The organism is Mycobacterium sp. M23085 (assembly GCF_045343915.1).
Lineage (GTDB): Bacteria > Actinomycetota > Actinomycetes > Mycobacteriales > Mycobacteriaceae > Mycobacterium.
This window is the reverse complement of sequence record NZ_CP174280.1, coordinates 1,002,851-1,028,770: the sequence shown is the minus strand read 5'-3', so window position 1 is coordinate 1,028,770 and position 25,920 is coordinate 1,002,851. Positions and strand designations below refer to the sequence as shown.

19 protein-coding genes and 1 pseudogene are annotated in these 25,920 nt (G+C 66.6%); 13 read left to right on the top strand and 7 right to left on the bottom strand.

Annotated elements, in window-relative coordinates:
• Positions 1-207: 207 nt before the first annotated feature.
• Genes ACIUM1_RS04205 through ACIUM1_RS04195 form a run of 3 tightly spaced genes read left to right on the top strand, consistent with a single transcriptional unit; the run spans position 208 to position 2,475 of the window.
• On the top strand, positions 208-1,485 hold the full coding sequence (locus ACIUM1_RS04205; RefSeq protein ID WP_406816017.1) for a bifunctional 3,4-dihydroxy-2-butanone-4-phosphate synthase/GTP cyclohydrolase II: 1,278 nt from the start codon (positions 208-210) through the stop codon (positions 1,483-1,485).
• Positions 1,486-1,525: 40 nt separating this feature from the next.
• On the top strand, positions 1,526-2,008 hold the full coding sequence (gene ribH, locus ACIUM1_RS04200; RefSeq protein ID WP_406816016.1) for a 6,7-dimethyl-8-ribityllumazine synthase: 483 nt from the start codon (positions 1,526-1,528) through the stop codon (positions 2,006-2,008).
• A complete protein-coding gene (locus ACIUM1_RS04195) occupies positions 2,005-2,475 on the top strand; it encodes a PH domain-containing protein (protein WP_406816015.1) in 471 nt (156 codons plus the stop codon). Before ribH ends, ACIUM1_RS04195 begins: the two co-directional genes overlap by 4 nt.
• A gap of 95 nt (positions 2,476-2,570) precedes the next feature.
• Here the strand turns inward: ACIUM1_RS04195 and ACIUM1_RS04190 are convergent, their stop codons facing one another.
• The gene (locus tag ACIUM1_RS04190) at positions 2,571-2,909 is read right to left on the bottom strand and encodes a hemophore-related protein (RefSeq protein WP_406816014.1); all 339 of its coding nucleotides are present in this window, start codon (positions 2,907-2,909) and stop codon (positions 2,571-2,573) included.
• 271 nt (positions 2,910-3,180) lie between these two features.
• Between ACIUM1_RS04190 and uvrC the strand changes: the two genes are divergently transcribed.
• From uvrC to ACIUM1_RS04165, 5 genes are read left to right on the top strand one after another with little or no spacing between them, the layout of a single operon-like run.
• A complete protein-coding gene (gene uvrC / locus ACIUM1_RS04185; RefSeq protein WP_406816013.1) occupies positions 3,181-5,136 on the top strand; it encodes an excinuclease ABC subunit UvrC in 1,956 nt (651 codons plus the stop codon).
• A complete protein-coding gene (rapZ, locus tag ACIUM1_RS04180; RefSeq protein WP_406816012.1) occupies positions 5,133-6,044 on the top strand; it encodes an RNase adapter RapZ in 912 nt (303 codons plus the stop codon). Before uvrC ends, rapZ begins: the two co-directional genes overlap by 4 nt.
• An 8-nt stretch (positions 6,045-6,052) precedes the next feature.
• Complete coding sequence (yvcK, locus tag ACIUM1_RS04175; protein WP_406817525.1) at positions 6,053-7,117, top strand: uridine diphosphate-N-acetylglucosamine-binding protein YvcK; 1,065 nt, start codon at positions 6,053-6,055, stop codon at positions 7,115-7,117.
• On the top strand, positions 7,114-8,091 hold the full coding sequence (gene whiA / locus ACIUM1_RS04170) for a DNA-binding protein WhiA (RefSeq protein ID WP_083067329.1): 978 nt from the start codon (positions 7,114-7,116) through the stop codon (positions 8,089-8,091). Before yvcK ends, whiA begins: the two co-directional genes overlap by 4 nt.
• 53 nt (positions 8,092-8,144) lie before the next feature.
• A complete protein-coding gene (locus tag ACIUM1_RS04165; protein ID WP_406816011.1) occupies positions 8,145-9,539 on the top strand; it encodes a WS/DGAT/MGAT family O-acyltransferase in 1,395 nt (464 codons plus the stop codon).
• Between the two features lie 74 nt (positions 9,540-9,613).
• Here the strand turns inward: ACIUM1_RS04165 and ACIUM1_RS04160 are convergent.
• Both ACIUM1_RS04160 and ACIUM1_RS04155 read right to left on the bottom strand, forming a co-directional pair.
• Positions 9,614-11,599: pseudogene (locus tag ACIUM1_RS04160) on the bottom strand (APC family permease); the annotation flags it as partial.
• A gap of 33 nt (positions 11,600-11,632) precedes the next feature.
• Positions 11,633-13,924 (bottom strand): amino acid permease, encoded by a 2,292-nt coding sequence (locus tag ACIUM1_RS04155; protein ID WP_406816010.1) that lies wholly within the window; start codon positions 13,922-13,924, stop codon positions 11,633-11,635.
• Between the two features lie 856 nt (positions 13,925-14,780).
• Here ACIUM1_RS04155 and ACIUM1_RS04150 point away from each other — a divergent pair.
• Both ACIUM1_RS04150 and ACIUM1_RS04145 read left to right on the top strand, forming a co-directional pair.
• Positions 14,781-15,224: a CBS domain-containing protein gene (locus ACIUM1_RS04150; protein WP_406816009.1), complete on the top strand. Its 444-nt coding sequence runs from the start codon at positions 14,781-14,783 to the stop codon at positions 15,222-15,224.
• A gap of 58 nt (positions 15,225-15,282) precedes the next feature.
• Entirely contained in the window at positions 15,283-16,584 is a 1,302-nt protein-coding gene (locus ACIUM1_RS04145; protein WP_406816008.1) for an SLC13 family permease, read from the top strand.
• Between the two features lie 25 nt (positions 16,585-16,609).
• Here the strand turns inward: ACIUM1_RS04145 and ACIUM1_RS04140 are convergent, their stop codons facing one another.
• The 4 genes from ACIUM1_RS04140 to ACIUM1_RS04125 form a co-directional block, all read right to left on the bottom strand.
• Positions 16,610-17,974, bottom strand: coding sequence for a DUF2254 domain-containing protein (locus tag ACIUM1_RS04140; protein WP_406817524.1), 1,365 nt, complete (start codon positions 17,972-17,974; stop codon positions 16,610-16,612).
• Between the two features lie 164 nt (positions 17,975-18,138).
• On the bottom strand, positions 18,139-19,401 hold the full coding sequence (locus ACIUM1_RS04135; protein WP_406816007.1) for an alpha/beta hydrolase: 1,263 nt from the start codon (positions 19,399-19,401) through the stop codon (positions 18,139-18,141).
• Positions 19,401-21,032 (bottom strand): acyl-CoA ligase FadD12, encoded by a 1,632-nt coding sequence (gene fadD12 / locus ACIUM1_RS04130; RefSeq protein WP_406816006.1) that lies wholly within the window; start codon positions 21,030-21,032, stop codon positions 19,401-19,403. The genes ACIUM1_RS04135 and fadD12 overlap by 1 nt, the downstream gene beginning before the upstream one ends.
• 3 nt (positions 21,033-21,035) lie before the next feature.
• On the bottom strand, positions 21,036-21,776 hold the full coding sequence (locus ACIUM1_RS04125; protein ID WP_406817523.1) for a lysophospholipid acyltransferase family protein: 741 nt from the start codon (positions 21,774-21,776) through the stop codon (positions 21,036-21,038).
• Positions 21,777-22,033: 257 nt separating this feature from the next.
• Here ACIUM1_RS04125 and ACIUM1_RS04120 point away from each other — a divergent pair, with 257 nt between their 5' ends.
• From ACIUM1_RS04120 to ACIUM1_RS04110, 3 genes are all read left to right on the top strand, one after another.
• Positions 22,034-22,525: a hypothetical protein gene (locus tag ACIUM1_RS04120; protein ID WP_406816005.1), complete on the top strand. Its 492-nt coding sequence runs from the start codon at positions 22,034-22,036 to the stop codon at positions 22,523-22,525.
• Between the two features lie 104 nt (positions 22,526-22,629).
• Positions 22,630-24,444 (top strand): DUF3556 domain-containing protein, encoded by a 1,815-nt coding sequence (locus tag ACIUM1_RS04115; protein WP_406816004.1) that lies wholly within the window; start codon positions 22,630-22,632, stop codon positions 24,442-24,444.
• Positions 24,441-25,865, top strand: a complete 1,425-nt coding sequence (locus tag ACIUM1_RS04110) for a phytoene desaturase family protein (protein WP_406816003.1) — start codon at positions 24,441-24,443, stop codon at positions 25,863-25,865. The genes ACIUM1_RS04115 and ACIUM1_RS04110 overlap by 4 nt, the downstream gene beginning before the upstream one ends.
• Positions 25,866-25,920: the final 55 nt, after the last annotated feature.

Sequence of the window (25,920 nt, the reverse complement as noted above, 5' to 3'; positions counted from 1 at the left end):
GGCGTCCGACCGGGCCTGGCTCCGTGGGAATGCCGGGGGGTTCCGCCGCGACGGGATAAGCGCAGGGCCATCGCGAGTTGTCAGGTCATCGGAGCGGCAATAACAGCGGCGCCGCCGTGGTTCATACTGAATGCAACACGTGGGCTTCTCGTGTGAGCCGTTTCGACAGTGTTCCCGCCGGGCAGCGGGAACGGCGAGGTAGCAAAGATGACGAGGTTGGACTCCGTCGAGAGGGCGGTTGCCGACATTGCGGCCGGCAAGGCCGTCATCGTCATCGACGACGAGGACCGCGAGAACGAGGGCGATCTCATCTTCGCCGCCGAGAAGGCGACACCGGAGATGGTGGCGTTCATGGTGCGCTACACCTCGGGGTACCTCTGTGTGCCGCTGGACGGCGAGATCTGTGACCGGCTGGGTCTGCTGCCGATGTACGCGGTGAACCAGGACAAGCACGGCACCGCCTACACAGTCACCGTGGACGCAAGACGGGGTGTGGGCACCGGGATTTCGGCCTCGGACCGGGCCACCACGATGCGGCTGCTGGCCGATCCCAGCAGCGTCGCCGACGACTTCACCCGTCCGGGTCACGTGGTTCCGTTGCGCGCCAAGGACGGTGGCGTGTTGCGCCGTCCCGGTCACACCGAGGCCGCCGTCGACCTGGCCCGGCTGGCCGGGCTGCAGCCCGCGGGCGCGATCTGCGAGATCGTCAGCCAAAAGGACGAAGGCTCGATGGCCCAGACCGACGAATTGCGGGTGTTCGCCGACGAACACGACCTCGCCATGATCACCATCGCCGACCTGATCGAGTGGCGACGCAAGCACGAGAAGCACATCGCCCGGATCGCCGAGGCCCGGATACCGACCCGGCACGGCGAGTTTCGTGCCATCGGCTACGCCAGCATCTACGAAGAAGTGGAACACGTCGCACTGGTCCGCGGCGACATCGCCGGGCCGAACGCCGACGGCGACGACGTGCTGGTGCGCGTGCACTCCGAATGCCTCACCGGTGACGTGTTCGGTTCGCGCCGCTGTGATTGCGGGCCCCAACTGGACGCCGCGATGGCCATGGTCGCCCGCGAGGGACGCGGCATCGTGCTCTACATGCGCGGGCATGAGGGACGCGGCATCGGGCTGATGCACAAGCTGCAGGCGTATCAGCTGCAGGACGCCGGTGAAGACACCGTCGACGCCAACCTCAAGCTCGGGTTGCCGGCCGATGCAAGGGATTACGGGATCGGTGCCCAGATTCTGGTGGACCTCGGGGTGCGTTCGATGCGGCTGCTGACCAACAACCCGGCCAAGCGGGTCGGCCTGGACGGGTACGGCCTGCACATCATCGAGCGGGTACCGCTGCCGGTGCGGGCCAACGCGGAGAACATCCGTTACCTGATGACCAAGCGGGATAAAATGGGCCACGACCTGGCCGGCCTGGACGATTTTCACGAATCCGTCCATCTGCCCGGCGAATTCGGTGGTGCTTTGTGACCGTCGGTGACGGTGTGCAATTCGGGGGAGGGCGGCGCAGATGAGCGGTGGCGCCGGCGTGCCGGAAGTGCCGACGCTTGACGCGACCGGTGTGCGGCTCGGCATCGTGGCAAGCACCTGGCACAGCGAGATCTGCGACGCGCTGGTCGACGGCGCACGCAAAGTCGCCGCCGACTCGGGCATCCATGACCCCACGGTGGTCCGCGTGCTCGGCGCGATCGAAATCCCGGTGGTGGCACAGGAACTCGCTCGCAACCATGATGCCGTCGTCGCGCTGGGTGTGGTGATCCGCGGGCAGACACCGCATTTCGAATACGTCTGCGACGCGGTCACTCAGGGCCTGACCCGGGTTTCGCTGGACGCCTCGACGCCGGTGGCCAATGGCGTGCTGACCACCGACAACGAGCAGCAGGCCCTGGACCGGGCCGGGCTTCCGGCGTCGGCCGAGGACAAAGGGGCCCAGGCGGCCGGGGCGGCCCTGGCCGCCGCGCTCACCCTGCGTGAGTTGCGCGCTCGGTCGTGACTTCGCCGCCGGACCGTGAGAACTGGGATGCGGTGTTGCGTCCCCATCGCACGCCGTTATTCGCCTACGGGGCGGCGTTTCTCATCGCCGCCGCACACATCGTGGTCGGCGTCCTGCTCAAGGCGAGATCCACCGGGGTGGTCTTTCAGACCTCCGATCAGGTGGCGATCGCGGTGCTGGGACTGGTCATCGCCGGCGTCGTGCTGTTGTTCGCGCGCCCGCGGCTGCGGGTGGGGCCGGCCGGCGTATCGGTGAGGAACCTGCTGGGCGACAAGCTGATCGAGTGGCCGGACGTTGCCGGGGTGTCGTTTCCGATCGGTCACCGCTGGGCGCGCATCGACCTGCCCGATGACGAGTACATACCGGTGATGGCCATCCAGGCCGTCGACAAGGGCCGCGCAGTGCAGGCCATGGACATGGTGCGGTCGCTGCTGGCGCGCTATCGACCGGACCTGCCGACGCATTGAAGCGAAACGACGGGCACAGGTCGACGGGCGCACCGCTTGGAAGCGATGGCCCGCCGCCTGTTGGTCTAACGCTTAGTCGGGAAGCCCGGAGGCACTCAGTAGCGAGTGCAGTCCGTCATCATCTGCTGGAAAATCGGTAGGGCCTGCTGGGCCCCCTGGTTGTGCTCGATCGCGTGCAGCAGGTTCACCCGCTGATCGGGCGACGACGCCAGGTACTGCTGCAAGAACTGCTGGTTCGGCGGCGACTGGTCGAGGTACTGGGCGGCCGTCGGGTTCTCCGCGTGCACCGCCCGCATCGCCTGGTCGTAGCTACAGGTGGTGTGGATCATCGGACCGTAATCGGGATCGGCGGACGCGACCCCGGCCCCAGCGGTCGACGCCAGTGCCAGACCGCCGACCGTGATGGCCAGTTTGGCCAACGATCGCTTCATCATTTACGGACTCCCTCCATTGCTTGCTTCCACTCTAACGTTGAGCTAGGGGGTTGGTAGCCAGATCGGAGGCCACCCAAACCGCCGCGGTCGCCAGCGGGGCCCCGACGGGCCGTCTACCTGCCCCGTTCTCCTTGGGTTCGGTTTTTGGACTGCAGCTGCTGGGCGACCGGGGGCGACGTCTGGCCGGCTGCGGGAGACCGGTACGCGCCGCAGTGGACGGCACGCGTCCCGCCTTTCCAGGCACCGCACCCGCGGCTACTAGCCTGGATCTGTGCCAGATCCCGCCACCTATCGCCCCGCGCCCGGGTCCATCCCGGTGGAGCCGGGCGTCTACCGATTCCGGGACGTGCACGGGCGAGTCATTTACGTCGGCAAGGCCAAGAGCCTGCGCAGCAGGCTGACGTCCTACTTCGCCGACGTCGCCAGCCTGCATCCGCGGACCCGGCAGATGGTGACCACCGCGGCCAAGGTCGAGTGGACGGTGGTCAACACCGAAGTCGAGGCGCTGCAGCTCGAATACAACTGGATCAAGGAGTTCGATCCGCGGTTCAACGTCCGCTACCGCGACGACAAGACCTATCCGGTGCTGGCGGTGACCCTCAACGAGGAGTTTCCGCGATTGATGGTCTATCGCGGCCCGCGCCGCAAGGGGGTCCGGTATTTCGGGCCGTACTCGCACGCGTGGGCGATCCGGGAAACGCTGGATCTGCTCACCCGGGTGTTTCCGGCTCGTACCTGCTCGGCGGGAGTGTTCAAGCGGCACAAGCAGATCGACCGCCCCTGCTTGCTCGGCTACATCGACAAATGCTCGGCGCCGTGCATCGGCAGGGTCAGCGCCGAGCAGCATCGGCAGATCGTGGACGATTTCTGCGACTTCCTGTCCGGCAAGACCGACCGGTTCGCCCGGGAGCTGGAACAGCAGATGAACGCCGCTGCCGAGCAGCTCGACTTCGAGCGGGCCGCGCGGTTGCGCGACGACCTGGCCGCGGTGAAGAGGGCGATGGAGAAGCAGGCCGTCGTCCTGGGCGACGGCACCGACGCCGACGTGGTCGCGTTCGCCGATGACGAGCTCGAGGCCGCGGTGCAGGTGTTCCACGTCCGCGGCGGCCGGGTGCGCGGCCAGCGTGGCTGGATCGTCGAAAAGTCCGCCGACCCCGGTGATTCCGGTGAGGAACAGCTGGTCGAACAGTTCTTGACCCAGTTCTATGGCGAACAGGCCGAATTGGGCGGCGCCGCAGACGAATCGGCGAACCCGGTGCCGCGTGAGGTGCTGGTGCCGTGCCTGCCGTCCAACGCCGGCGAGCTGACCAGTTGGCTGTCCGGTTTGCGCGGGTCCCGGGTGGCGCTGCGGGTGCCGCAACGTGGCGACAAACGCGCGCTGGCCGAAACCGTGCAGCGCAACGCGAAAGAAGCACTGCAGCAACACAAGCTGCGGCGTGCCGGTGACTTCAACGCCAGATCCGCTGCGCTGCAGAACATCCAGGACGCGCTCGGTTTGTCCGCCGCGCCGCTGCGCATCGAATGTGTGGACATCAGCCATGTCCAGGGCACCGACGTGGTGGGCTCGCTGGTGGTGTTCGAGGACGGCCTGCCGCGCAAGTCGGACTACCGGCACTTCGCGATCCGGGAAGCCGCCGGACAGGGACGCTCCGACGACGTCGCCTCCATCGCCGAGGTGACCCGGCGCCGCTTCGCGCGGCACCTGAGCGAACAGAACGACCCGAATATGCTTTCGCCGGAAGGGAAGTCTCGCCGGTTTGCCTACCCACCGAATCTGTATGTCGTCGACGGCGGTGCGCCCCAAGTCAACGCGGCCAGCGCGGTGCTCGAGGAACTCGGCATCACAGACGTCGCGGTGATCGGCCTGGCCAAGCGGCTGGAAGAGGTGTGGGTGCCCTCCGAACCCGATCCCGTCATCATGCCGCGCAACAGCGAGGGGCTGTATCTGCTGCAACGTGTCCGTGACGAGGCGCATCGGTTCGCGATCGCCTACCATCGCAGCAAGCGATCCAAGCGAATGACGGCCTCGGTGCTGGATTCGGTGCCAGGATTGGGAGAACATCGCCGCAAGGCCTTGGTAAGCCATTTCGGATCGATAGCCCGCCTCAAGGAGGCCACCGTCGACCAGATCACCGCCGTTCCCGGCATCGGGGTGGCAACCGCCACCGCCGTCCTGGAGGCGCTGCGACCCGATCAGTCCGACGATGAGTCCAGGGCCGCCCGGTGACGGGCCCAGGTGAGTTCGCGGCCGGCCACTCGGTGGACGCCCCGGCCGGTATCGACGTCGTCCTGGTGACCGGGTTATCCGGCGCCGGGCGGGGTACCGCAGCCAAGGTGCTCGAAGACCTCGGGTGGTATGTGGCCGACAACCTGCCCCCGCAGCTGATCACCCGGATGGTCGATTTCGGCTTGGCCGCCGGCTCGCGGATCACCCAGTTGGCGGTGGTGATGGACGTGCGCTCGCGCGGCTTCACCGGCGACCTGGACTCGGTGCGCACCGAGCTGGCGACCCGAAACATCGCGCCCCGAGTGGTGTTCATGGAAGCATCCGACGACATGTTGGTGCGCCGCTACGAACAGAATCGTCGCAGCCACCCGCTGCAGGGGGACCAAACTTTGGCCGAGGGCATCGCCGCCGAGCGCCGGATGCTGGCATCGGTGCGCGCCACCGCCGATTTGATCATCGACACCTCGACGCTGTCGGTGCGCGGCCTGCGCGAGACCATCGAGCGCGCATTCGGCGGCGCCGCCAGCGCCACCACCAGCGTCACCGTCGAGTCCTTCGGCTTCAAGTACGGCCTGCCGATGGACGCCGACATGGTGATGGACGTGCGGTTCCTGCCGAACCCGCACTGGGTCGACGAGCTGCGTCCCCGCACCGGGCAGGATCCCGCGGTGCGGGATTACGTGTTGAGCCAGCCCGGCGCGGCCGAGTTCCTCGACGCCTACCATCGATTGCTGACTCTGGTCGTCGACGGCTACCGCCGGGAGGGCAAGCGCTACATGACCGTCGCCATCGGCTGCACCGGCGGCAAGCATCGCAGCGTCGCGATCGCCGAGGCGTTGATGCGGTTGCTTCAGGCCGATCCCCAACTGTCGGTGCGGGTGTTGCACCGGGATCTGGGCCGCGAATGACCGAGCCGATGAACCGCGGCATCGTCGCGATGGGCGGCGGACACGGCCTGTACGCGACGCTGTCGGCGGCCCGCCGGCTGACTCCCTACGTCACCGCCGTGGTGACCGTCGCCGACGACGGTGGCTCGTCCGGCCGGTTGCGCAGCGAACTGAACGTGGTGCCGCCGGGTGACCTGCGAATGGCCTTGGCCGCCTTAGCATCTGACAGCCCGCACGGGCGGCTGTGGGCGACCATCCTGCAGCACCGGTTCGGCGGCAGCGGCGCCTTGGCCGGGCATCCGATCGGCAACCTGATCCTGGCCGGCCTGTCCGAGGTGCTGGCCGACCCGGTGGCCGCACTCGACGAGCTGGGGCGCATCCTGGGCGTCAAGGGCCGGGTGCTGCCGATGTGCCCGATCGCGCTGCAGATCGAGGCCGACGTCTCCGGCCTGGAATCCGACCCGCGGATGTTCCGGCTGATTCGCGGCCAGGTGGCGATCGCGACCACACCGGGCAAGGTGCGCCGGGTGCGGCTGCTGCCGGACAACCCCCCGGCGACCCGGCAGGCCGTCGACGCCATCATGGCCGCGGATCTGGTGGTGCTGGGCCCCGGATCGTGGTTCACCAGCGTGATCCCGCACGTGCTGGTGCCCGAGCTGGCGGCGGCGCTACGGGCGACCACCGCGCGCCGCGCCCTGGTGCTCAACCTGGTGGCCGAGCCGGGGGAGACGGCCGGCTTCTCCGTCGAGCGTCATCTGCACGTGCTGGCCCAGCACGCACCGGGATTCAGCGTGCACGACATCATCATCGACGCCGAACGGGTGCCCAGCGAGCGCGAGCGCGATCAATTGCGCCGCACCGCCACACTTCTTTCGGCCCAGGTCCACTTCGCCGACGTGGCCAGACCTGGTACACCTTTACATGATCCAGGCAAGCTCGCGGCGGCCCTGGACGGGGTTCGGGCGGCCCACAAGGGTCCGGGAGGGTCTTCGGTCACGGCCACCGCGGATATTCGGGTCGACGGTGCCAGCCCACCAGCCGGTGGGAGTGGACCGGGCGGCAGCGGACCAAGGGGTGACGACGCGTGGCGATGACGACCGAAGTCAAGGACGAACTGAGCCGCCTCGTTGTGAAATCGGTCAGCGCGCGCCGCGCGGAGGTCACGTCCCTGCTGAGGTTCGCCGGCGGGCTGCACATTGTCGGCGGCCGGGTGGTGGTCGAGGCGGAGGTGGACCTGGGCAACGTCGCGCGGCGGTTGCGTAAAGACATTTTCGAGCTGTATGGATACAACGCCGTTGTGCATGTGTTGTCGGCCAGCGGGATTCGCAAGAGCACCCGGTACGTGCTGCGGGTGGCCAATGACGGTGAGGCGCTGGCCCGCCAGACCGGCCTGCTCGATAACCGCGGCCGCCCGGTGCGCGGACTGCCGGCCCAGGTGGTGGGCGGCAGCGTCGGTGACGCCGAAGCCGCATGGCGAGGGGCCTTCCTGGCGCACGGGTCGCTGACCGAGCCCGGCCGCTCATCGGCGCTGGAAGTCAGCTGCCCGGGCCCGGAGGCGGCGCTGGCGTTGGTGGGTGCCGCGCGCCGGCTCGGTGTCAGCGCCAAGGCCCGCGAGGTACGGGGCGCGGACCGCGTCGTGGTGCGTGACGGCGAGGCCATCGGCGCGCTGCTGACCCGGATGGGCGCCCAGGACACCCGGCTGGTGTGGGAGGAGCGCCGGATGCGGCGCGAGGTCCGGGCCACCGCCAACCGGCTCGCCAACTTCGACGACGCCAACCTGCGCCGCTCGGCACGCGCCGCGGTCGCGGCCGCGGCCCGGGTGGAGCGCGCCCTGGAGATTCTGGGCGACACCGTTCCCGACCATTTGGCCTCGGCCGGCAAGCTGCGTGTCGAGCACCGGCAGGCATCACTGGAGGAGCTCGGCCGGCTCGCCGATCCTCCGATGACGAAAGACGCTGTGGCGGGCCGTATTCGGCGGCTGCTGTCGATGGCCGATCGCAAGGCGAAGGTCGAGGGCATCCCCGACACCGAGTCGGCGGTGACGCCGGATCTGCTGGAGGACGCGTAACTCGTCGCGTCAATCGCTGTTCGCAACGGGTGGGCGGGAGCTACGGTCGGGTGATGAAACGGCTTTCGAGCGTTGATGCGGCGTTCTGGTCGGCCGAAACCGCGGGCTGGCACATGCACGTGGGAGCGCTGGCGATTTGCGACCCGAAGGAATCACCCGAGTACAGCTTCCAGCGACTCCGCGAACTGATCATCGAGCGGCTGCCGGAGCTGCCGCAGCTGCGGTGGCGGGTCACCGGGGCGCCGCTGGGACTGGACCGGCCCTGGTTCGTCGAAGACGAAGACCTCGATATCGACTTCCACATCCGGCGCATCGCCGTCCCGGCGCCGGGCGGTCGCCGCGAGCTCGAGGAGCTGGTCGGCCGGTTGATGTCCTACAAGCTGGACCGTGCCCGCCCCCTCTGGGAGATGTGGGTGATCGAGGGCGTCGAGGGCGGCCGGATCGCGTCGCTGACCAAGATGCACCACGCCATCGTCGACGGTGTGTCGGGCGCCGGCCTGGGTGAGATTCTGCTGGATGTCACGCCGGAACCGCGCCCGCCGCAACAGGAAACGGTGGGATCGCTGGTGGGGTCGCAGATTCCCGGCATCGAACGGCGCGCGGTGGGCGCGCTCATCAACCTTGGTGTCAAGACACCTTTTCGCATCGCCAGGCTCATGGAGCAGACCGTGCGCCAGCAGATCGCCACGCTGGGCGTGCGCAGCAGGCCGCCGCGCTACTTCGAGGCCCCCAAAACCCGCTTCAACGCGCCGGTCTCGCCGCACCGGCGCATCAGCGGCTGCCGCGTCGAACTGGCCCGCGCCAAAGCCGTCAAGGACGCGTACGGTGTCAAGCTCAACGATGTCGTGCTCGCGCTGGTGGCCGGCGCGGTGCGCGACTACTTACAGAAACGGGGCGAGCTGCCCGCCAAGCCACTGATCGCGCAGATCCCCGTCTCGACTCGCACCGACGACGACAAGGACGACGTGGGCAACAAGGTCAGCTCGATGACCGTCTCGCTGGCCACCGATGTCGAAGACCCGGGCGAGCGGCTGCGGGCCATCCACGAAAGCACCCAGAACGCCAAGCTGATGGCCAAGGCGCTGTCGGCGCATCAGATCATGGGGCTGACCGAGACCACGCCGCCCGGGCTGTTGGGGTTGGCCGCCCGTGCCTACACGGCCAGCGGGCTGTCGCGAAACCTGGCCCCCATCAACCTGGTTGTCTCCAATGTCCCCGGCCCGCCGTTCCCGCTGTACATGGCCGGCGCCAAGCTGGATTCGCTGGTGCCGCTGGGGCCGCCGGTGATGGACGTCGCACTGAACATCACCTGTTTCTCCTACACCGATTACCTGGACTTCGGTTTCGTGACGACGCCCGAGGTGGCCAACGACATCGACGACATGGCCGATCGGATCGAGCCGGCATTGACCGACCTGGAAAAGGCCGCCGCGCGGGAAACCAGCTGAGAGCGGACGCGTGGGCGTCGCCCAACGATCAGCGTCAGGCTCGCGGCAGGTCACGCCACGACGCGTGTCTACGACTTGCGGGCTTGCTGCGCGATCGGTTGTTCGGAACGGTCGGCGATTGCCCGTGCTATCCGAGACTCGATGTCGTAGGGCACGATTATCGCGGTTGCAGAGTGGATCCGGCTGACAGCGCGGGCCATCTTGTCCGCAGTAGCGTCATGCAGCAGACGGCCTACCAGCGGCGCATATTCTCGACGCGGCAACAGCACCGTCACCTGCGTGCCTGGATGATCAGTGAGGGACTGTAAGACGAGCTCTTGGGCGGCCCGACCGAGGTGGCGATCCGGGCAGTCGATCACCCAAAGCTTGGTGTCGTTCTCGAACTGTTCCCACTGCGCCTGCAAGTCCGCGGCATGAGCCGCGTCCACCACGAAGTGCACCGCCGTCAGCCGGTCGGGGTGCAAGCCCTTTCCGTAACGCAGTGCCGCGGCCACCGCGAGATCAACCGAATCCACAAAGACGAACACCCGGTGCCGTGCATGGTCGAACAGCTCGACAGGCTCTTGCTCGGTGCGTGACCTCTCCAGAACGGCGGCCTCGGCACGGTACTGCCGGTTGAGCCGCATCAATGCGAACACCAGCAGGGGGAAGATAACGACGATTACCCAGGCTCCCTCGGTGAACTTGGCCACCACGAAGATCGCCACCACGATCGTTGACGAGATCCCCGCGGACAGGTTGATCACCAGCTGGCGTCGCCAGCCCGGCGCGCGCTGGGTGAGGTGGTGTTTGGTCATGCCATAGCCGGCCATCGCGAATGCGCTGAACACACCGATCGCGAACAGCGGCACCAATGCTCGCACCGAGCCGCCGGTCGCCAGCAGTAGTGCCACCGCCAGCACGGCCAGTGCGATGATGCCGTTGGAGAACACCAGACGATGACCGCGTTTGGTCAGCGGGCGCGGCAAGAAGCGGTCCTCGGCAATGAAACTGGCCAGCGGCGGGAAGCCAGTGAAACTGGTATTGGCGCCGGCGAAGAGGATCGCCGCGCTTGACGCCTGGACGAGGAAGTACAGGATGTTGCCGATCGCCCCGTGGCCGAAAACCGTCCGGGCGATCTCGGAAAGCATCGAGGGATATTCAGCCACAAAGGGAGTGACATGGGTGTGGTGCGCAAGGTAGGCCACACCAGCCAGCAAGAACCCGAGGATCCAGACCATCACGGTGAGGGCACGACGCGCGTTGCGGCCCTGCGGCTTACGAAAGGCATCGACCGAGTTGGAAATCGCCTCCACCCCGGTGAGCGACGTGCTGCCATGGGCGAAGGCCCGCAGCAGCACCAGAATGGTGGCCCCCATCACCAGGCCGTTGCCATGATGCACCGGCACCGCCCCGGGAAGGTGCTCCGGATCGTACGCGTATGTCGGCAAGCCCCAAACGACTTCACGGATGAAGCCGGTGGCGATCATCAGCGTCATCATGATGACGAACGAGTAGGTGGTCGCGGCGAATATCCGGCCTGCGTGCCGCAACCCGCGCAGGTTGGCGTAGCAGATGAGGGCCACCGCAGTCACGGCGATTTCCAAGCTGTACGGACGCAGCTGGGGTATTGCCGACACCACCGCCACTGTGCCGGCCGCGGGTTGCACCGCGACGGTGACGACGTAGTCGATCAACAGCGCGGCGGCGGCGATCTGCGCCACCCGGGGCCCGAAGTTCTCCCGCGCCACCAGGTAGGAGCCGCCGGCGCGGGCGTAGGCCGTCACGACCCCGCGATACGACAGCGTCACGAATACCAGGACCAGCAAGATGGCCGCGGTGATCGGCAGCACCAACACAAACGCCGCCAGCCCGGCATGTGGCAGCAGTTCGACCATGATCTGTTCGGGACCGTAGGCGGTCGACGAGATCGCGTCCGGTGAAATCGCGCCGAGTGCAACGGGATTGGACAAGCTCTCCGATTCCAGCTGCTCGCTGATCAGCGGCTTGCCCAGCAAGACGCGCTTGCATACGTCGCCGAACGATGGCCGGATAACCGGCCGGCGAGCCGACGTTGTCACATCAGATGTCGTCACAACACATCACTTCCCCGGTCACTCGACGACTTGGTAGGTGGGGTTGACCATCGACATCGGCTCGTTGCCGTTTCGGCGCGCCTCGGCGGTGACCCGCAACAGCTGACCGGGCTGGATAGTCTCACCGTGGCCGGGATGGAGGGTGACCCGGACCTCTCCGCTGTCGTCGCCGAGCAGGATCGACCGAGACGTTCGCCGGTCCGCGCTGATGTCTTCGACCCGCCTGACCCGTCCTTCGATGGTGGCACGTCGCCCGGGAACCAGGCCCGCCACGGCGATAACCGTCGGGGACAAGGAGCGGTCTTTTTCCTCGATCCGCGATATCCGCATCAACACTTGGCCGATTCGTCGCGCGATCCGTTGCTCGAAACCGTCGGCGGTCGCCTGCGCTATCCGAGACCCCGTGTCGTAGGGGACGATCAGCGCGACCGCACCCGGGAGCCGGCTGATAGCCCGAGACATCTTGTCCGCGGTGCGGTCATGCAGCAGCCGGCCCACCAGGGGCGCATATGTTCGACGCGGCAACAGCGCCGTCACCTCGGTCTCCGGACATTCGCCGACGGCTTGCAGGACCAGCTCTTGGGCGGCCCGACTGAGGTGACGATCCGGACAGTCGATCAGGCGCAGCGGAGTCTCTTGATCGAAGTGGTCCCAGTGCTCCGCTAACTCCGCGGCATGAGCCGCGTCCAGCACGAAGTGCACCGCCGTCAGATCGTCGGGGTGCAAGCTCTTTCCGTAGCGCAGCGCCGCGATCTCGGCAAGGTCAATTGAATCCACAAAGACGAACACTCGATGTCGGGTATACGCGGCCGACCCGGGCGGCTCGGTGGAAGACGTCTTCAAGACGGTGGCCTCGGTGCGGTAGCGCCGGTTGAGCCGCATCAACGCGAACACCAGTGCGGGCATGACCACGACCACCAGCCACGCCCCCTCGGTGAACTTGGCCACAGCGAAGATCCCCACCACGACCGTCGACAAGATCCCCGCAGATAGGTTGATCACCAGCTTGCGGCGCCAGCCCGGCCCGCGGTGGGTGAGATGGTGTTTGGTCATGCCGTAGCCGGCCATCGAGAACCCGGTGAACACCCCCATTGCGAACAGCGGCACGATCGCGTCGACCGAGCCGCCGGTCACCAGCAGCAATATCAGCGCCAGCGCGGTCAACGTGATGATGGCGTTGGAGAACACCAGCCGATGACCGCGTTTCACCAGCGGCCGCGGCAGAAAGCTGTCCTCGGCAATGAAACTGGTCAGCGCCGGGAAACCATTGAAACTGGTATTGGCCCCGAAGAACAAAATGGCCGCGCTCGCCGTTTGCAGAAGCAAATACATGCTGCTGCCGATCACCCCGGTACCGAAAACCGCACGGGCGACCTCGGAAAGCATCGACGGATATTCGGCGACAAAGGGAGTCGCGTGCGTGACGTGCACAAGGTAGATGACACCAACCAACAAGAACCCCAGGACACAGGCCATTGCGGTGAGAACGCGACGCGCGTTGAGGCCTTGCGGCTTACGAAAGATGTTGACCGCGTCGGCGATGGACTCGACGCCGGTCAGCGACGTCCCGCCGTTGGCGAAGGCACGCAGCAACACCAGAATCGTGGCGCCCATCACCAGCCCGTTGCCCTGATGCACCGGCACCGCTCCGGCAATGTGCGCCGGGTCGTATTGCGGTAAGCCCCAAAAAGCTTCACGAACGACACCGGTCACGATCATCACCGTGAGCATGACGATGAAAGAGTAGACCGGCACCGCGAATATCCGGCCCGCCTCCCGCAATCCGCGTAGGTTGGCGTAAGCAATCAAGAGCAACGCCACCACCGTGATTTCCAGGTGGTAAGGGCCCAGCGAAGGTACTGCCGACACCACCGCAAACGTGCCGGACGCACACTGCACCGCCACGGTGACCACGTAGTCGATCAACAGTGCGGCGGCGGACAGCTGCGCCACCCGGGGTCCGAAGTTGGCCCGCGCCACCACATAAGAGCCGCCTCGCTGGGTGTAAGCCATCACGACCTGCCGATACGATCCGGTCACCAGAGCCAATATCAGCAAGATGACAGCGGCGATCGGAAGCACCAGCACGTACGCGGCCAACCCGGCGGCAGGCAGCAGCTCAACCATGATCTGTTCGGGACCATAAACCGTTGACGAGATCGCATCGGGTGAAAGCGCCCCCAGCGCAACAACATTCGACAAGCTCTCCGACTCCAGGTGCTCGCTGATCAGCGGCTTACCCAAGAAGAGGCGCTTGCACACGTCGCCGATCGACAACGAGACACCCAGCCGGTCAGTCGACGATCTCATGCCCGACCCTCGCGATCAGAGCGACCACGAACGGTCGAAGAACCGGGTATGTTCCCGGTCGCCACGGGTCAGCATCAGCGATTGGTGTTTCACAGATCTCCTCCGATCTGGCCGTATCCCGGGAGCCGAAGGTTTTCCTCCCCGCGGTTGCCATTTTGAGAGCCCGGCAGCTTCTTTTCCGGCAGCCGCAAGTTCTTAGTCTGCGTCGTCTGCGCCTCCGAGGCAATCCGAGCGAGATCGGCCTGGCCATCGAGTTAGCTACGGCGGCGGGCAGCAGTTACGGGTAGCGGGGAATGCCTCTGTATTCATGGACGAATCACGTTGGCACCCTGAGGATTATTCGGACCGGCCGGAAGGCCTGTAGCGATCTCGGCTGCGGAGTGCCAGCTATGTGTATCCCACAATATCTAGAAGGGACAACGTTGCGGCGGTTGCGTGGTTCAGATAGCTGTTGACGTGATGTTTATCCAGCAAAAATGACCGGAAAAGCGACAAAAATTCGGTGCGGTCTCTTGGTCTGCTCGCGGCACTAAAGGCGGTGTCGCACAAGAAGTGCCGGAGCTTTGAACGGGTGAGGAGAACATTGCGTCACGACACCTCGCCAGCTTGCAGGGGTGTCAAATATGTCGCGGGTCTATTCAGAGGTGTATCAACTCGGCTGATCCATAACACTGCCGGTGGAGGCGACGCCGACGTCGCCAGTTCCGCATGATGACACGGCCCAGCAAAGGTGTTGCGCTCTGCGATACGCCAAGGGCGGCGAGAGTCCGGCGGCTGGGCGGCCAAGCCTCGCGCGGCCGTTCAGCATTCGTCAAGAATGCTGGGATCGCGGGGCTGCGATTGCTAGGGTCGGCGCATGCGCGCCGAGGATATTGCTGAGGCCTTTCCGGTGATCCGTATCGATGCTGACGCGGTTGAGGCCGTCCGTATGATCGCTGAGCAACGGCTTCCGGAGATCTTGGTCGTTGACGCGTCTGGCGGACTGTACGCGGTGCTACCGGCCTCCCAAGTGGTTCGATTTGTGGTGCCGCGCTTTGTCCAGGATGACCCGTTGCTGGCTGGTGTGCTGAGCGAGTCGGTTGCTGATCACGTCGCGGACCGATTGCGTGGCAAGGCGGTCGGCGCCATGCTGTCAGAGCATCTGGTCAACGTGCCGCCCGCGGAATTCGACGAGACCGTCCTCGAGGTGGCTGCGAAAATGGCGAGGCTGCGCACTCCGCTGATCCCGGTGGAAAGGGGTGGAAGCCTACTTGGCGTGATCACGGCCTCACGCTTGCTCGCCGCGGTGCTGAAGTCGTGATCGGTAGATGGCCGTGCGCGGTACTGAGCCGCGCACCTGCCCGACGGGGGGACGGCAGGTGAGCGCGTTTCACGCGATTTACGCGGTCGTGGTGTTCGTGATCGCCTACGGGTTGATCACCATCGAGCGTTTTAACAAGACACTGGTGGCGCTGGCCGGCGCGACGGCCATGTTCTTCTTGCCGTCCATCAACTCCCATGAAGTCTTTTACTCGGAGGACACCGGGATCGACTGGGATGTCATCTTTCTGCTGCTGGGGATGATGATCATCGTCAGCGTCGTGCGCCAGACCGGCGTATTCGAATACGTGGCGATCTGGTCGGCCAAGCGGGCCAAGGGCTCCCCGCTGCGGATCATGGTGCTGCTGTTGCTGGTCACCGCGCTCGGATCGGCTTTCCTGGACAACGTCACCACGGTCTTGTTGATCGCGCCGGTGACGCTATTGGTGTGCGACCGGTTGGACGTCGCTGCCTCCCCGTTTCTCATCGTCGAGGCGTTCGCAGCCAACATCGGCGGCGCGGCGACGCTGGTCGGTGACCCGACCACGATCATCATCGGCACCGGAGCCAACCTGAGTTTTGTGTCCTTTCTGGCCAACATGACGCCCGTGGTCATCATCGTTCTCGGCGCCCTGGTTGCGCTACTACGCCCCATGTTCCCCGGCGCTTTCACTGCCGACCCTGAGCGAATCGCCAATGTCATGGCGATGGATGAACGCGAAGCGATCCGCGATCCCCGGCTGCTGATCCACTGCGGGATTGTTCTGGTCGCCGTTTTCGCCGGGTTCGTCGCGCACAAGCAGATCCACATGGAGCCGTCACTCGTGGCGATGACCGGCGCCGGGCTCCTGATAGTGATCTCCGGTCTGGGCCGGGAGTTTTATCTGTCCAGCGTCGAGTGGGAGACGCTGCTGTTCTTTGCGGGGCTGTTCATCATGGTCGGAACGCTGGTCAAAACCGGCGTCATCGACAAATTGGCGCACTTGGCCAGCCATGCCACCGGTGGCGGGCCGTGGATGACGACACTACTGATCCTCGGGGTGTCTTTCCTTTTCAGCGGCTTTGTCAATAACGTCCCCTATGCCGCCACGATGACACCGATCGTCGGACAGTTCACCGCGTCGAATCAGCACCTCAACCCGCACGGCGTGCTGTGGTGGGCGTTGATCCTGGGCACCGTCCTCGGCGGCAACCTCACCGCCGTCGGGGCCAGCGCGAACGTCGTCGTCGTCGGGATCGCCGAGCGCGCCGGCAGCGCCGTCTCCTTCTGGGAATTCACCCGACGAGGGGCGGTAGTGACCGCGACGTCGGCGATAATCGGCATTGGCTACTTGTGGGTGCGCTACTTCCTGTTGGGGTAGCCGCGCGTATCGAGCGGGGAACGCGTTAACTGGCAAGCGTCTCGGACGACGTTGGTTTGTCGCCCGAGCCGATCAATGCCATGACCGCCTGATAGTGACGCGTGACGGCATCGCGGTCGCCCTGGTCTGCCACCGTATCCAGGTTTAATCTCTGGATTGCCTCGGCTTGGTCGCGTAGTACTGTGTGCCGGCTCCGGTCGGGCGTCTGCTCGGCGATCTTGGCCAATGCATCGAGCTGCCGGATCAGGATCGCGGGCATGCCGGCTGCAGCCTGCCGGATCGTGTCAAAAGCCCGTTGCACCAACCGTTCGAAATCGGGCTGGTAGGCGATCACGCGTATCTCTCCGCGCGCGTCACACCGGATCCGTCGCGGATGCCACGAACGCGAAATCCGGCAAAGTCCGTCGGCGATCCAGTCGACACAGGTCATTCCCGTGAAGGTGTCGTTGACCGCGGGTGACAACGCACGCAGGGCAATCTCCACCAGTTGGTCGATGCCGAACGAAATATCTTGGGGGAGTGTGCGATACGCGCCCGCGATATGGCCAAAAGCCAGACTCTGCTCCACCGCGGCGGCCGCGCTGGCCGGCCACACCCGCGCCATCACCTGGCCCGCGACGAAGAAATGGCCTGGGCGATAGGGCAGCTCGATGACCGCACCGGCCTTGGAGGCTACCTTCACCAGTTTTTGCATTCGGATCACTTGCAGGTAGCCACTGCGCGGGGTGCGGACCGGGGCACCACCCTCGGCCAGGCGAGCCAGCAATTCCTCGTACGGTTCGCGCTCCGCCTCGTCGGCTTGGAAACCCGCCCGATTTTCTGCCTCGATCTCGGCGCTGAGAGTTTTGGCGATGCGCGCGATCACGACGGGTAGCTGAATCATCACGGCGACATGATTCAGGAAGTAGATCAGCACGCCGACATTGGTGATTGTCAGCGCCAAAGCCACCGTGATCGACAGATGCGGAACAAACTCACCCTTTTCACCACCACCGACCGATACCAGGGTGATCATCGTGTAGCAAAAGGTCGCAACGAAAGCCCCAAGTGCCACTTGTGTTCCCACGTCGCGCACGCAGTTGCGCAACATTCTCGGCCCGAATTGAGTCGAGGCGAGCGTCAGGACAACGATGGTGATCGAGAAGACGATGCCGATCACGGTGATGATCGCCGCGGCAATCGTGGTCAGGATGACTCGCGCGGTATCGGCGGTACCGTTGAGTACCCACTCCGGGAACTGAATGTGCCCGTAATAGGCGGCGCGGTCTGCCGTATAAGTGACGTAGAAGAGAAGCGATATGGCCGCCGTTTCGATCGCAGGGACAAGCCACAGATTGGTCCGCAGGGCTTCTCGCCGCCAATCTGGCTCTAAATATGCGTGACCGAACATCACTGCATAACCGTAGCTGGGACGTATGGTGCACCGCGACCGAAAGCAATGGTCGGATCCCGCAAATCCCCCGACGGCCCTGCTCACCTATCCGGATGACGGTGGACCGGACGGATCATTGTTGCGACAGCGCACTGGGCAGGTCTAGTCGCGCTCGGGCGGATTCATTGAATCCGGGAGGCATACACCCACGACAGGAACCGCGCCACGGCTTCGGCGGACCGATGGGCCCGTGGGGAACTGAAGATGTCGAAAGCGTGCTGGGCGTGCGGTAATTCGGCGTAGGCGACCGGGTTCTTGGACACCGCGCGCAACTCCTCGACGAACTCTTCGGCCTCGCCGACCGGGATGAGCGAATCGTCGTGACCGTGCAGGACGAAGAACGGCGGTGCGTCGGCGCGTAGCCGCCGGATCGGCGAGGCGTCGACGTAGATGTCGCGGTGGGTGGCGAATTTCCGCTTGACGACGAACTTTTGGAGCAGGTCCACGAATTCGCGCCGGCCCTCGCCCTCGGTGGAGAACCAGTCGTAGCGCCCGTACACCGGCACCGCGGCGACCACCGAGGTGTCGGCATCTTCGAAGCCGGGCTGGAATTTCGGGTCGTTGGGCGTCAGCGCAGCCAGCGAGCACAGGTGGCCGCCGGCCGATCCACCGGTGATCGCCACGAAGTCCGGGTCGCCGCCGTAGCGGGAGATGTTCTCCTTGACCCAGGCCAGCGCGCGCTTGACGTCGACGATGTGGTCGGGCCAGGTGTGCCGCGGGGACACCCGGTAGCCGATCGACACGCACACCCAGCCGCGCGCGGCCAGGTGGCTCATCAGCGGATAGGCCTGGGGGCGGCGCATTCCGATCACCCAGGCGCCGCCGGGCACCTGCAGCAGGACCGGCGCCTTGCCGTCGCGCGGCAGGTCGCGACGGCGCCAGATGTCGGCGAGGTTGGCGCGGCCATGCGGACCGTAGGACACCACGTTGGTCTTCTCGACGTAGCGGCGGCGCGCCACGGTGTTGCCCAGCGGCAGGGTGCGCCGCCCGCTGCGCGTCGGCTCCGTCTCGGGAAGCTTGTTCAGCGCCTCTTGGTAGTCGTCGCCGAGTTCGTCGCGCAGCCCCGCGTCCAGCACCGGGCCGGGAGTGGTGACGCCGCGATACTTGATCACCCCCAGAATGGCCCAGGACGCGACCGTCAGGGCCAGGGCGGCCTTGCCACGCCGTCCCGCGAAGTCGCCGCGGCGACCACGGCGCAGCGCGTCGAGCAGCGAGGCGGAGAAGTAGACGCCGGGCACCTCGGAGGTCGGCCAACCGAACCAGAACACCAGGACGGTGCTGTAACCCTTGCGGGCCAGTGGGCGTAATCCGTTGGCGGCGTTGGCCAATTCGAGCGCGGCCCGCGCCAGTGGCCGAGGTTTCCGAAAGGTCCGGCCCAGCCGCATCAGCCGTTCACCCGCGCTTGCAAGTCGGCGCGCAGGATCTTGCCGGTGCTGCTGCGGGGAAGTTCGTTTAGCACGGTGATTTCGCGGGGGATCTTGTAGTTGGCCAGGTTCTCCCGCACGTGCTGCTTGAGCCTCTCGGGGGCGGCGCCGGCGTCGAGCGTGGCGTCGCGCTCCAGCACCACGAAGGCCGCCAGCCGCTGCCCGTATTGTTCGTCGTCCACGCCGATCACCGATGCCTCCGCCACGTCGGGGTGTGCCGCCAGGGTCTTCTCCACCTCGATCGGGTACACGTTCTCGCCGCCGGAGACGATCATCTCGTCGTCGCGGCCGACGACGAACAGGCGGCCCGCCTCATCCAGATATCCCAGGTCGCCAGAGGACATGAATCCGGCGTGAAAGTCCTTGGTACTACCCGAGGTATAGCCGTCGAACTGCGTGTTGTTGCGCACATAGATGCTGCCCACCTCGCCCGTGGGCAGTTCGTTGAAATCCGGGTCCAGGATTTGGATTTCGGTTCCTCCCGCCGGTCGCCCCGCGGTGTCGGGTGCGGCCCGCAGGTCCTCCGGGGTGGCCGTCGCGATCATGCCGGCCTCGGTGGCGTTGTAGTTGTTGTAGATCACGTCGCCGAACGCGTCCATGAACGCGATGACCACGTCGGGTCGCATCCGCGATCCCGACGCCGCGGCGAATCTCAGCGACCGGCCGCTGTAGCGGCGCCGCACCTCGGCGGGCAGCTCCATGATGCGGTCGAACATCACCGGCACCACGGCGAGCCCGGTGGCCTGGTGGCGGTCGATGAGATCCAGCGTGGCCTCGGGGTCGAATTTGCGGCGGGTGATCACCGTGCAGGCCATGGAGGCGGCGAAGATCAACTGGGAGAATCCCCAGGCGTGGAACATCGGCGCGACGATGACGATGTTTTCCTCGGCCCGCCACGGCGTGCGGTCCAGAATTGCCTTGAGCGTGCCGATCCCGGCGTTGCCGCCGGTTTGGTTGGCGCCCTTGGGTGTTCCGGTGGTACCGGAGGTGAGCAGGATCATCCGGCCCTTGCGGCCGGAGCGCTGCGGTCGTTGCCCGGCGTGCTCGGCGATCAGCTTCTCAACCGTGAGCTCGTGTTCCCCGTCGGTCCAGGCCACGATGCGTGCGGCGTCCGGCTTGTCGGCCAGCGCGCGGTCCACCGTCGGGGTGAATTCCTCGTCGTACACCACGGCGTCGACGCCCTCGCGGTTGACCACCTCGGCCAGCGCGGGCCCGGCGAACGACGTGTTGAGCAGCACGACGTCGGAGCCGATCCGGTTGGTGCCCACCACCGCCTCGACGAAGCCGCGGTGATTGCGGCACATGATCCCCACGACCTTCGGCTGGCCCGCGGACAGCTGTTGCAGCGCGGCGCCGAAGGCGTTGATCCGTTCGTCGAGCTGCCGCCAGGTCAGTGTGCCGAGTTCGTCGATCAGCCCGGGGCGGTCCGGGCAGCGCTGCGCAGCACTGGCGAAGCCGACCGTCATGCCCATGCCTTCGCGGCGCATGGCCGCGGCCATCTTGAAGTAGCGGTCGGGCCGCATCGGCGCGATCATGCGAGCGCGGCTCAGCGTGGTGACCAGGCCGAGGGTCTCGCTCAACGGATTCGGCATCGGTCAGCCCAGGACCGGGAAGCGACGCTTGGCGGCGAGCTCGGTCAGGGCCTGCTGCATCACCGACCGCACGTACTCGTCGACCTCGTCGACGTCGGGGTCGTCGCCGAACTGTATGGCGATGTCGATCGGCGGCAGCACCTGGGTCACGATCTTGGCGGGCAGCGGCAGGTTCGGCGGGATGACCGCGCTCAGGCCGAACGGGAAGCCGAACGACAGCGGCAGAATCGCGCTGCGCAGCAAGCGTTTAATGCCCAGCCGCTCGGCCAGCCAGGTGCCGCGGGTCAGGTAGAGCTGGGTCTCCTGCCCGCCGATGGACACCGCCGGCACGATCGGGACGCCGGCCTCGATCGCCGTGCGGATGTATCCCTTGCGGCCGTTGAAGTCGATCACGTTCTCCGACAGGGTGGGCCGGTAGGCGTCGTAGTCGCCGCCGGGAAAGACGATCACCACCCCGCCGGACCGCAACGCCTCGGCGGCGTTCTCCCGGTTGGCCCGGATGTATCCGGTGCGCCGGAAGAGGTCTGCGGTGGGGCCGGTCATCAGGATGTCGTGGCTCAGCGTGTAGACCGGCCGGTCGTAGCCGAATTTGTCGTAGAAGTGGACGCTGAAGATCGGGACGTCCATCGGGAACATGCCGCCGGAATGGTTACCGACCACCAGCGCTCCGCCGGGCGGGAACGCCTCCAGGCCGTGCACCTCGGACCGGAAGTAGGTCTTCAGGACCGGGCGCATCACCGCCATCAGGCGCTGGGTCAAGCCGGGGTCGAATTTGCCGATGTCCCCGCCGCCGGGGTTGCCGTTGTCGGTCACGTTCCTCCCTTGACGCTCGCACCAGGCCCCTTGAGGTTGGGGGGGCGAGTCGAGTCCTTCGATGGTAGCGACCGGACCCTTGCTGCTGTCAGGGTGTTTCACCCTATTTCGTCCGGGCATATGGTGCGCGACGGTGCGTAGCGTTATTGTTACGGCGCCCTGAGCCATCCTCGAGTAAAGGGGACCCGATGGACGTAGCCGGCCTACCACCCGAGCGTCGCGCACGCTCCAGCGCAACCGGCAGGTCAGTTGGCACCCGGGATCGGCACGGGCGCCGGCTTCACCTCGGCGTGGCCCGCGCGGAAACCACTCGTCGGGGTCAAGAACCGGCCCGGCCCGCACCGGCCCTCGAGCGGGCCGCCGGTGCGCTGGCCGCCGCCGCGCCGGATACCGCGGATCAGCTGCAGGCCGACTACTTCGTGCGGCTGCTCGTCGGCCGGCGCGGCCTCATCGATCAGCGCATCGACGAGTATCAGCGCAAGCTGGCCGCCGCGGAAGCCAAGGCAGACCTCGACGCCGTGGCGAGCCTGCGTCGCCTGGCGCGCATCGCCGAGCAGGATCGGCGGACCGTGGACGTCCTGATCGACAAGCTGCGCCGGCGATTTGTCCGCCCGGCACCGGGCGCGGGTGCGCCTCAAGCGCGCCCGGTGGTGCGCCGCCTGGTCGACCGTCAACGCTGAATCACTTTGTGCCGCAGCGGGTTTCGTCGTCGACCCACTCCCGGGTAACCGGTGCCGATACATTCTATGGGCCAGCTGGTTTCTAGATAGGAACGAGGCCGCCCATGGGTTTCATGGCTCCAGAGTTTCCCGATGTCGACCCGCAGACGTGGCTGCGGTTGCCGCGCTCGACGCGGCGCCAGATCATGACCCGGCACTGGGTCGAACACGGTTTCGGATCGCCATACGCGGTCTATCTGTTCTACGTCTTCAAGATCGCCGGGTATGTCGCGGGTGCGGCAGCGGTGATCTCGCTGACGCCGGGGCTGGGCGGGCTTGGCCACCTCGTCGACTGGTGGACGCAGCCGATCGTGTACCAGAAGCTGGTCGTCTTCACGCTGCTGTTCGAGATCCTGGGCCTGGGCTGCGGATCCGGGCCGCTGACCGCGCGGTTCTGGCCGCCGTTCGGTGGCTTTCTGTATTGGTTGCGGCCCAACACCATTCGATTGCCGGCGTGGCCGGACAAGGTTCCGTTCACCCGCGGGGACAGCCGCACCGTCGTCGACGTCGCGCTGTACCTCGTCGTGCTGGCATCCGGCGTCTGGGCGCTGCTCTCCCCGGGCCGGGGCGGCCCGGTCACCCCGGCCGGCGACGTCGGCCTGATCGACCCCATCGTGGTCGTGCCCGCCATCGTCGCGCTGGCGCTGCTGGGTCTGCGGGACAAGACCATCTTCCTGGCCGCGCGCGGCGAACACTATGGGCTGACCATGCTGGTGTTCTTCTTCGGGTTCACCGACCAGATCGCAGCTTTCAAGATCATCATGGTGGCGCTGTGGTGGGGCGCGGCGACCTCCAAGCTCAACCACCACTTCCCGTATGTGGTGGCGGTCATGATGAGCAACAGCCCACTGCTGCGCGGCCGGGCGTTCAACTGGTTCAAGCGCCGGCTCTACCTCGACCCGGTCAACGACCTGCGGCCGTCATGGATACCGAAGATCATGGCCCACGTCGGCGGGACGACGGCGGAGTTTCTGGTGCCGCTGGTGTTGGTGTTCGTCGCCGACGGTCACCGCTGGGCGTGGTTCCTGATCGCCTTCATGGTGCTGTTCCACCTCAACATCATTTCCACCATTCCGATGGGAGTGCCGTTGGAGTGGAACGTCTTCTTCATCTTTTCGCTGTTCTATCTGTTCGGGCACTACGCCGGTGTCACGGCCACCGGGCTGCGCTCGCCGCTGCTGCTGATCATCCTGATCGCCGCGCTCGCAGTGGTGCCGATCGTGGGAAACCTCTTCCCGCAACAGATTTCATTCCTGCCGGCGATGCGCTACTACGCGGGGAACTGGGCCACCAGCACCTGGTGCTTGCGCAGGGGCACCGAGGACAAGATCGAGGCGAACATCACCAAGGCGTCGGCGCTGGCGCCCAATCAGCTTGCCCGGCTTTACGATCCGCAAACGGCCGAACTGATGATCGACAAGCTGATGGCCTGGCGGTCCATGCACACCCACGGGCGGGCGTTGGGCGGGCTGGTGCCGCGGGCCTTGCCCGACGGCGCCGATGAGGCCGACTACCTGTTGCGCGACGGCGAGATCATCGCCGGTCCCCTGATCGGGTGGAACTTCGGCGAAGGCCACCTGCACAACGAACAGCTGCTGGCCGCCGTGCAGCGGCGCTGCGGCTTCGACGAGGGCGACGTGCGGGTGATCATCCTGGAGGCCCAACCGATCCAGCGCCAAACGCAGGCCTACCGCATCATCGACGCCAAGACCGGCCTGATCGAAGCGGGGTACGTCGACGTCAAAGACATGCTGAGCCGACAGCCCTGGCCCGAGCCCGGCGACGACTACCCCGTCCATGTCATCGATGGCGGCGACCCGCCGCGCCCGGCTTCGCCGCGCTTGCGATCGCCGCGGACGACGCAACGCAGTACTCGATGACCACCGCGGTCGTCGTCGGCGCCGGGCCCAACGGCCTGGCCGCCGCGATCCACCTCGCCCGCCAGGGTGTCGACGTGCAGGTGCTGGAGGCCCGCGACACCGTCGGCGGGGGAGCGCGCTCCGCGGAGCTGACGCTGCCCGGCGTGATCCACGACATCTGCTCGGCCTTCCACCCGTTCGGCGTCGGTTCGCCGTTCTGGGCAGAGATCGACCTGCCCAGCTACGGGCTGGTCTGGAAGTGGCCCGAAATCGACTGCGCGCATCCGCTCGATGACGGCACCGCCGGTGTGCTCTACCGATCGATCGAGCGGACGACGGCCGGCCTGGGGCCCGACGCGACCCGGTGGCGCCGGGCCGTGGGCGATCTCGCCGCCGGGTTCGATCAGCTGGCGCAGGACTTGCTGCGCCCGGTGCTGCGCATCCCGCACCACCCGGTGCGCCTGGCCGGCTTCGGGCCGCGGGCGCTGCTGCCGGCCACCATGATGGCTCGCTGGTTTCGCACCGAGCAGGCCCGCGCGCTGTTCGGCGGTGCCGCCGCGCACATCTACACCCGGCTGGACCGCCCGCTCACCGCGTCGCTGGGGCTGCTCTTTCTGGCCAGCGGGCACCGCTACGGGTGGCCCGTCGCCGAAGGCGGTTCCGGGTCGATCACCCGCGCCCTGGCCGCGGCCCTGGAAGCGCACGGCGGCGCCATCGCCACCGGGGTGACCGTCACCGGCCGACGGGACATTCCGGACGCCGACATCGTCATGCTCGACCTGACCCCGGCCGCCGCGCTGAAGATCTATGGCGACGTCATGCCCGGCCGCATCAAACGGTCCTACCGGCGCTACCGCCAGGGGTCCTCGGCGTTCAAGGTCGACTTCGCCGTCCGGGGCGACATCCCCTGGACCAACCCCGACTGCAGGCGCGCCGGCAGCGTGCACCTCGGCGGCAGCTTCGCCGAGATCGCCGACACCGAACGCCGACGCGCCCAAGGCAAGATGGCCCGGCGGCCGTTCGTTCTCGTCGGGCAGCAGTACCTGGCCGACCCGTCCCGCTCGGCGGGCGACGTCAACCCGGTCTGGGCCTACGCGCACGTGCCGTTCGGCTACACCGGCGATGCCACCGCGGCCGTCATCGACCAGATCGAGCGGTTCGCCCCGGGGTTTCGCGACCGCATCGTCGCGACGGTCAGCAAAAGCACCGCCGAGCTGGCGGCCTACAACCCCAACTACATCGGCGGCGACATCCTCGGCGGTGCCAACGACAAGCTCCAGGTCATCCTGCGGCCGCGCATCTCGGTCCACCCGTATGCGACCGGTGTGCCGGGCGTCTACCTGTGTTCGCAGTCCACGCCGCCGGGAGCCGGCATCCACGGCCTGTGCGGGTACTACGCCGCCGAGGCGGCCCTGGGGTGGCTGCGGAAGCGTCGCCGGTAGCTGCCGCGTGTGGTCGACATCACGGGTGATACACCGGCGCGGCAACGGTAGCCAC

Coding starts and splice junctions, on each gene's coding strand:
- ACIUM1_RS04205 (WP_406816017.1), top strand. CDS start 208: ATGACGAGGTTGGACTCCGTCGAGAGGGCGGTTGCCGACATTGCGGCC.
- ACIUM1_RS04115 (WP_406816004.1), top strand. CDS start 22,630: ATGGGTTTCATGGCTCCAGAGTTTCCCGATGTCGACCCGCAGACGTGG.
- ACIUM1_RS04190 (WP_406816014.1), bottom strand. CDS start 2,909: ATGATGAAGCGATCGTTGGCCAAACTGGCCATCACGGTCGGCGGTCTG.
- ACIUM1_RS04150 (WP_406816009.1), top strand. CDS start 14,781: ATGCGCGCCGAGGATATTGCTGAGGCCTTTCCGGTGATCCGTATCGAT.
- ACIUM1_RS04140 (WP_406817524.1), bottom strand. CDS start 17,974: ATGTTCGGTCACGCATATTTAGAGCCAGATTGGCGGCGAGAAGCCCTG.
- ACIUM1_RS04125 (WP_406817523.1), bottom strand. CDS start 21,776: ATGGCGGTGATGCGCCCGGTCCTGAAGACCTACTTCCGGTCCGAGGTG.
- ACIUM1_RS04165 (WP_406816011.1), top strand. CDS start 8,145: ATGAAACGGCTTTCGAGCGTTGATGCGGCGTTCTGGTCGGCCGAAACC.
- ACIUM1_RS04120 (WP_406816005.1), top strand. CDS start 22,034: ATGGACGTAGCCGGCCTACCACCCGAGCGTCGCGCACGCTCCAGCGCA.
- ACIUM1_RS04110 (WP_406816003.1), top strand. CDS start 24,441: ATGACCACCGCGGTCGTCGTCGGCGCCGGGCCCAACGGCCTGGCCGCC.
- ACIUM1_RS04155 (WP_406816010.1), bottom strand. CDS start 13,924: ATGAGATCGTCGACTGACCGGCTGGGTGTCTCGTTGTCGATCGGCGAC.
- yvcK (WP_406817525.1), top strand. CDS start 6,053: ATGAACCGCGGCATCGTCGCGATGGGCGGCGGACACGGCCTGTACGCG.
- fadD12 (WP_406816006.1), bottom strand. CDS start 21,032: ATGCCGAATCCGTTGAGCGAGACCCTCGGCCTGGTCACCACGCTGAGC.
- ACIUM1_RS04135 (WP_406816007.1), bottom strand. CDS start 19,401: ATGCGGCTGGGCCGGACCTTTCGGAAACCTCGGCCACTGGCGCGGGCC.
- whiA (WP_083067329.1), top strand. CDS start 7,114: ATGACGACCGAAGTCAAGGACGAACTGAGCCGCCTCGTTGTGAAATCG.
- ribH (WP_406816016.1), top strand. CDS start 1,526: ATGAGCGGTGGCGCCGGCGTGCCGGAAGTGCCGACGCTTGACGCGACC.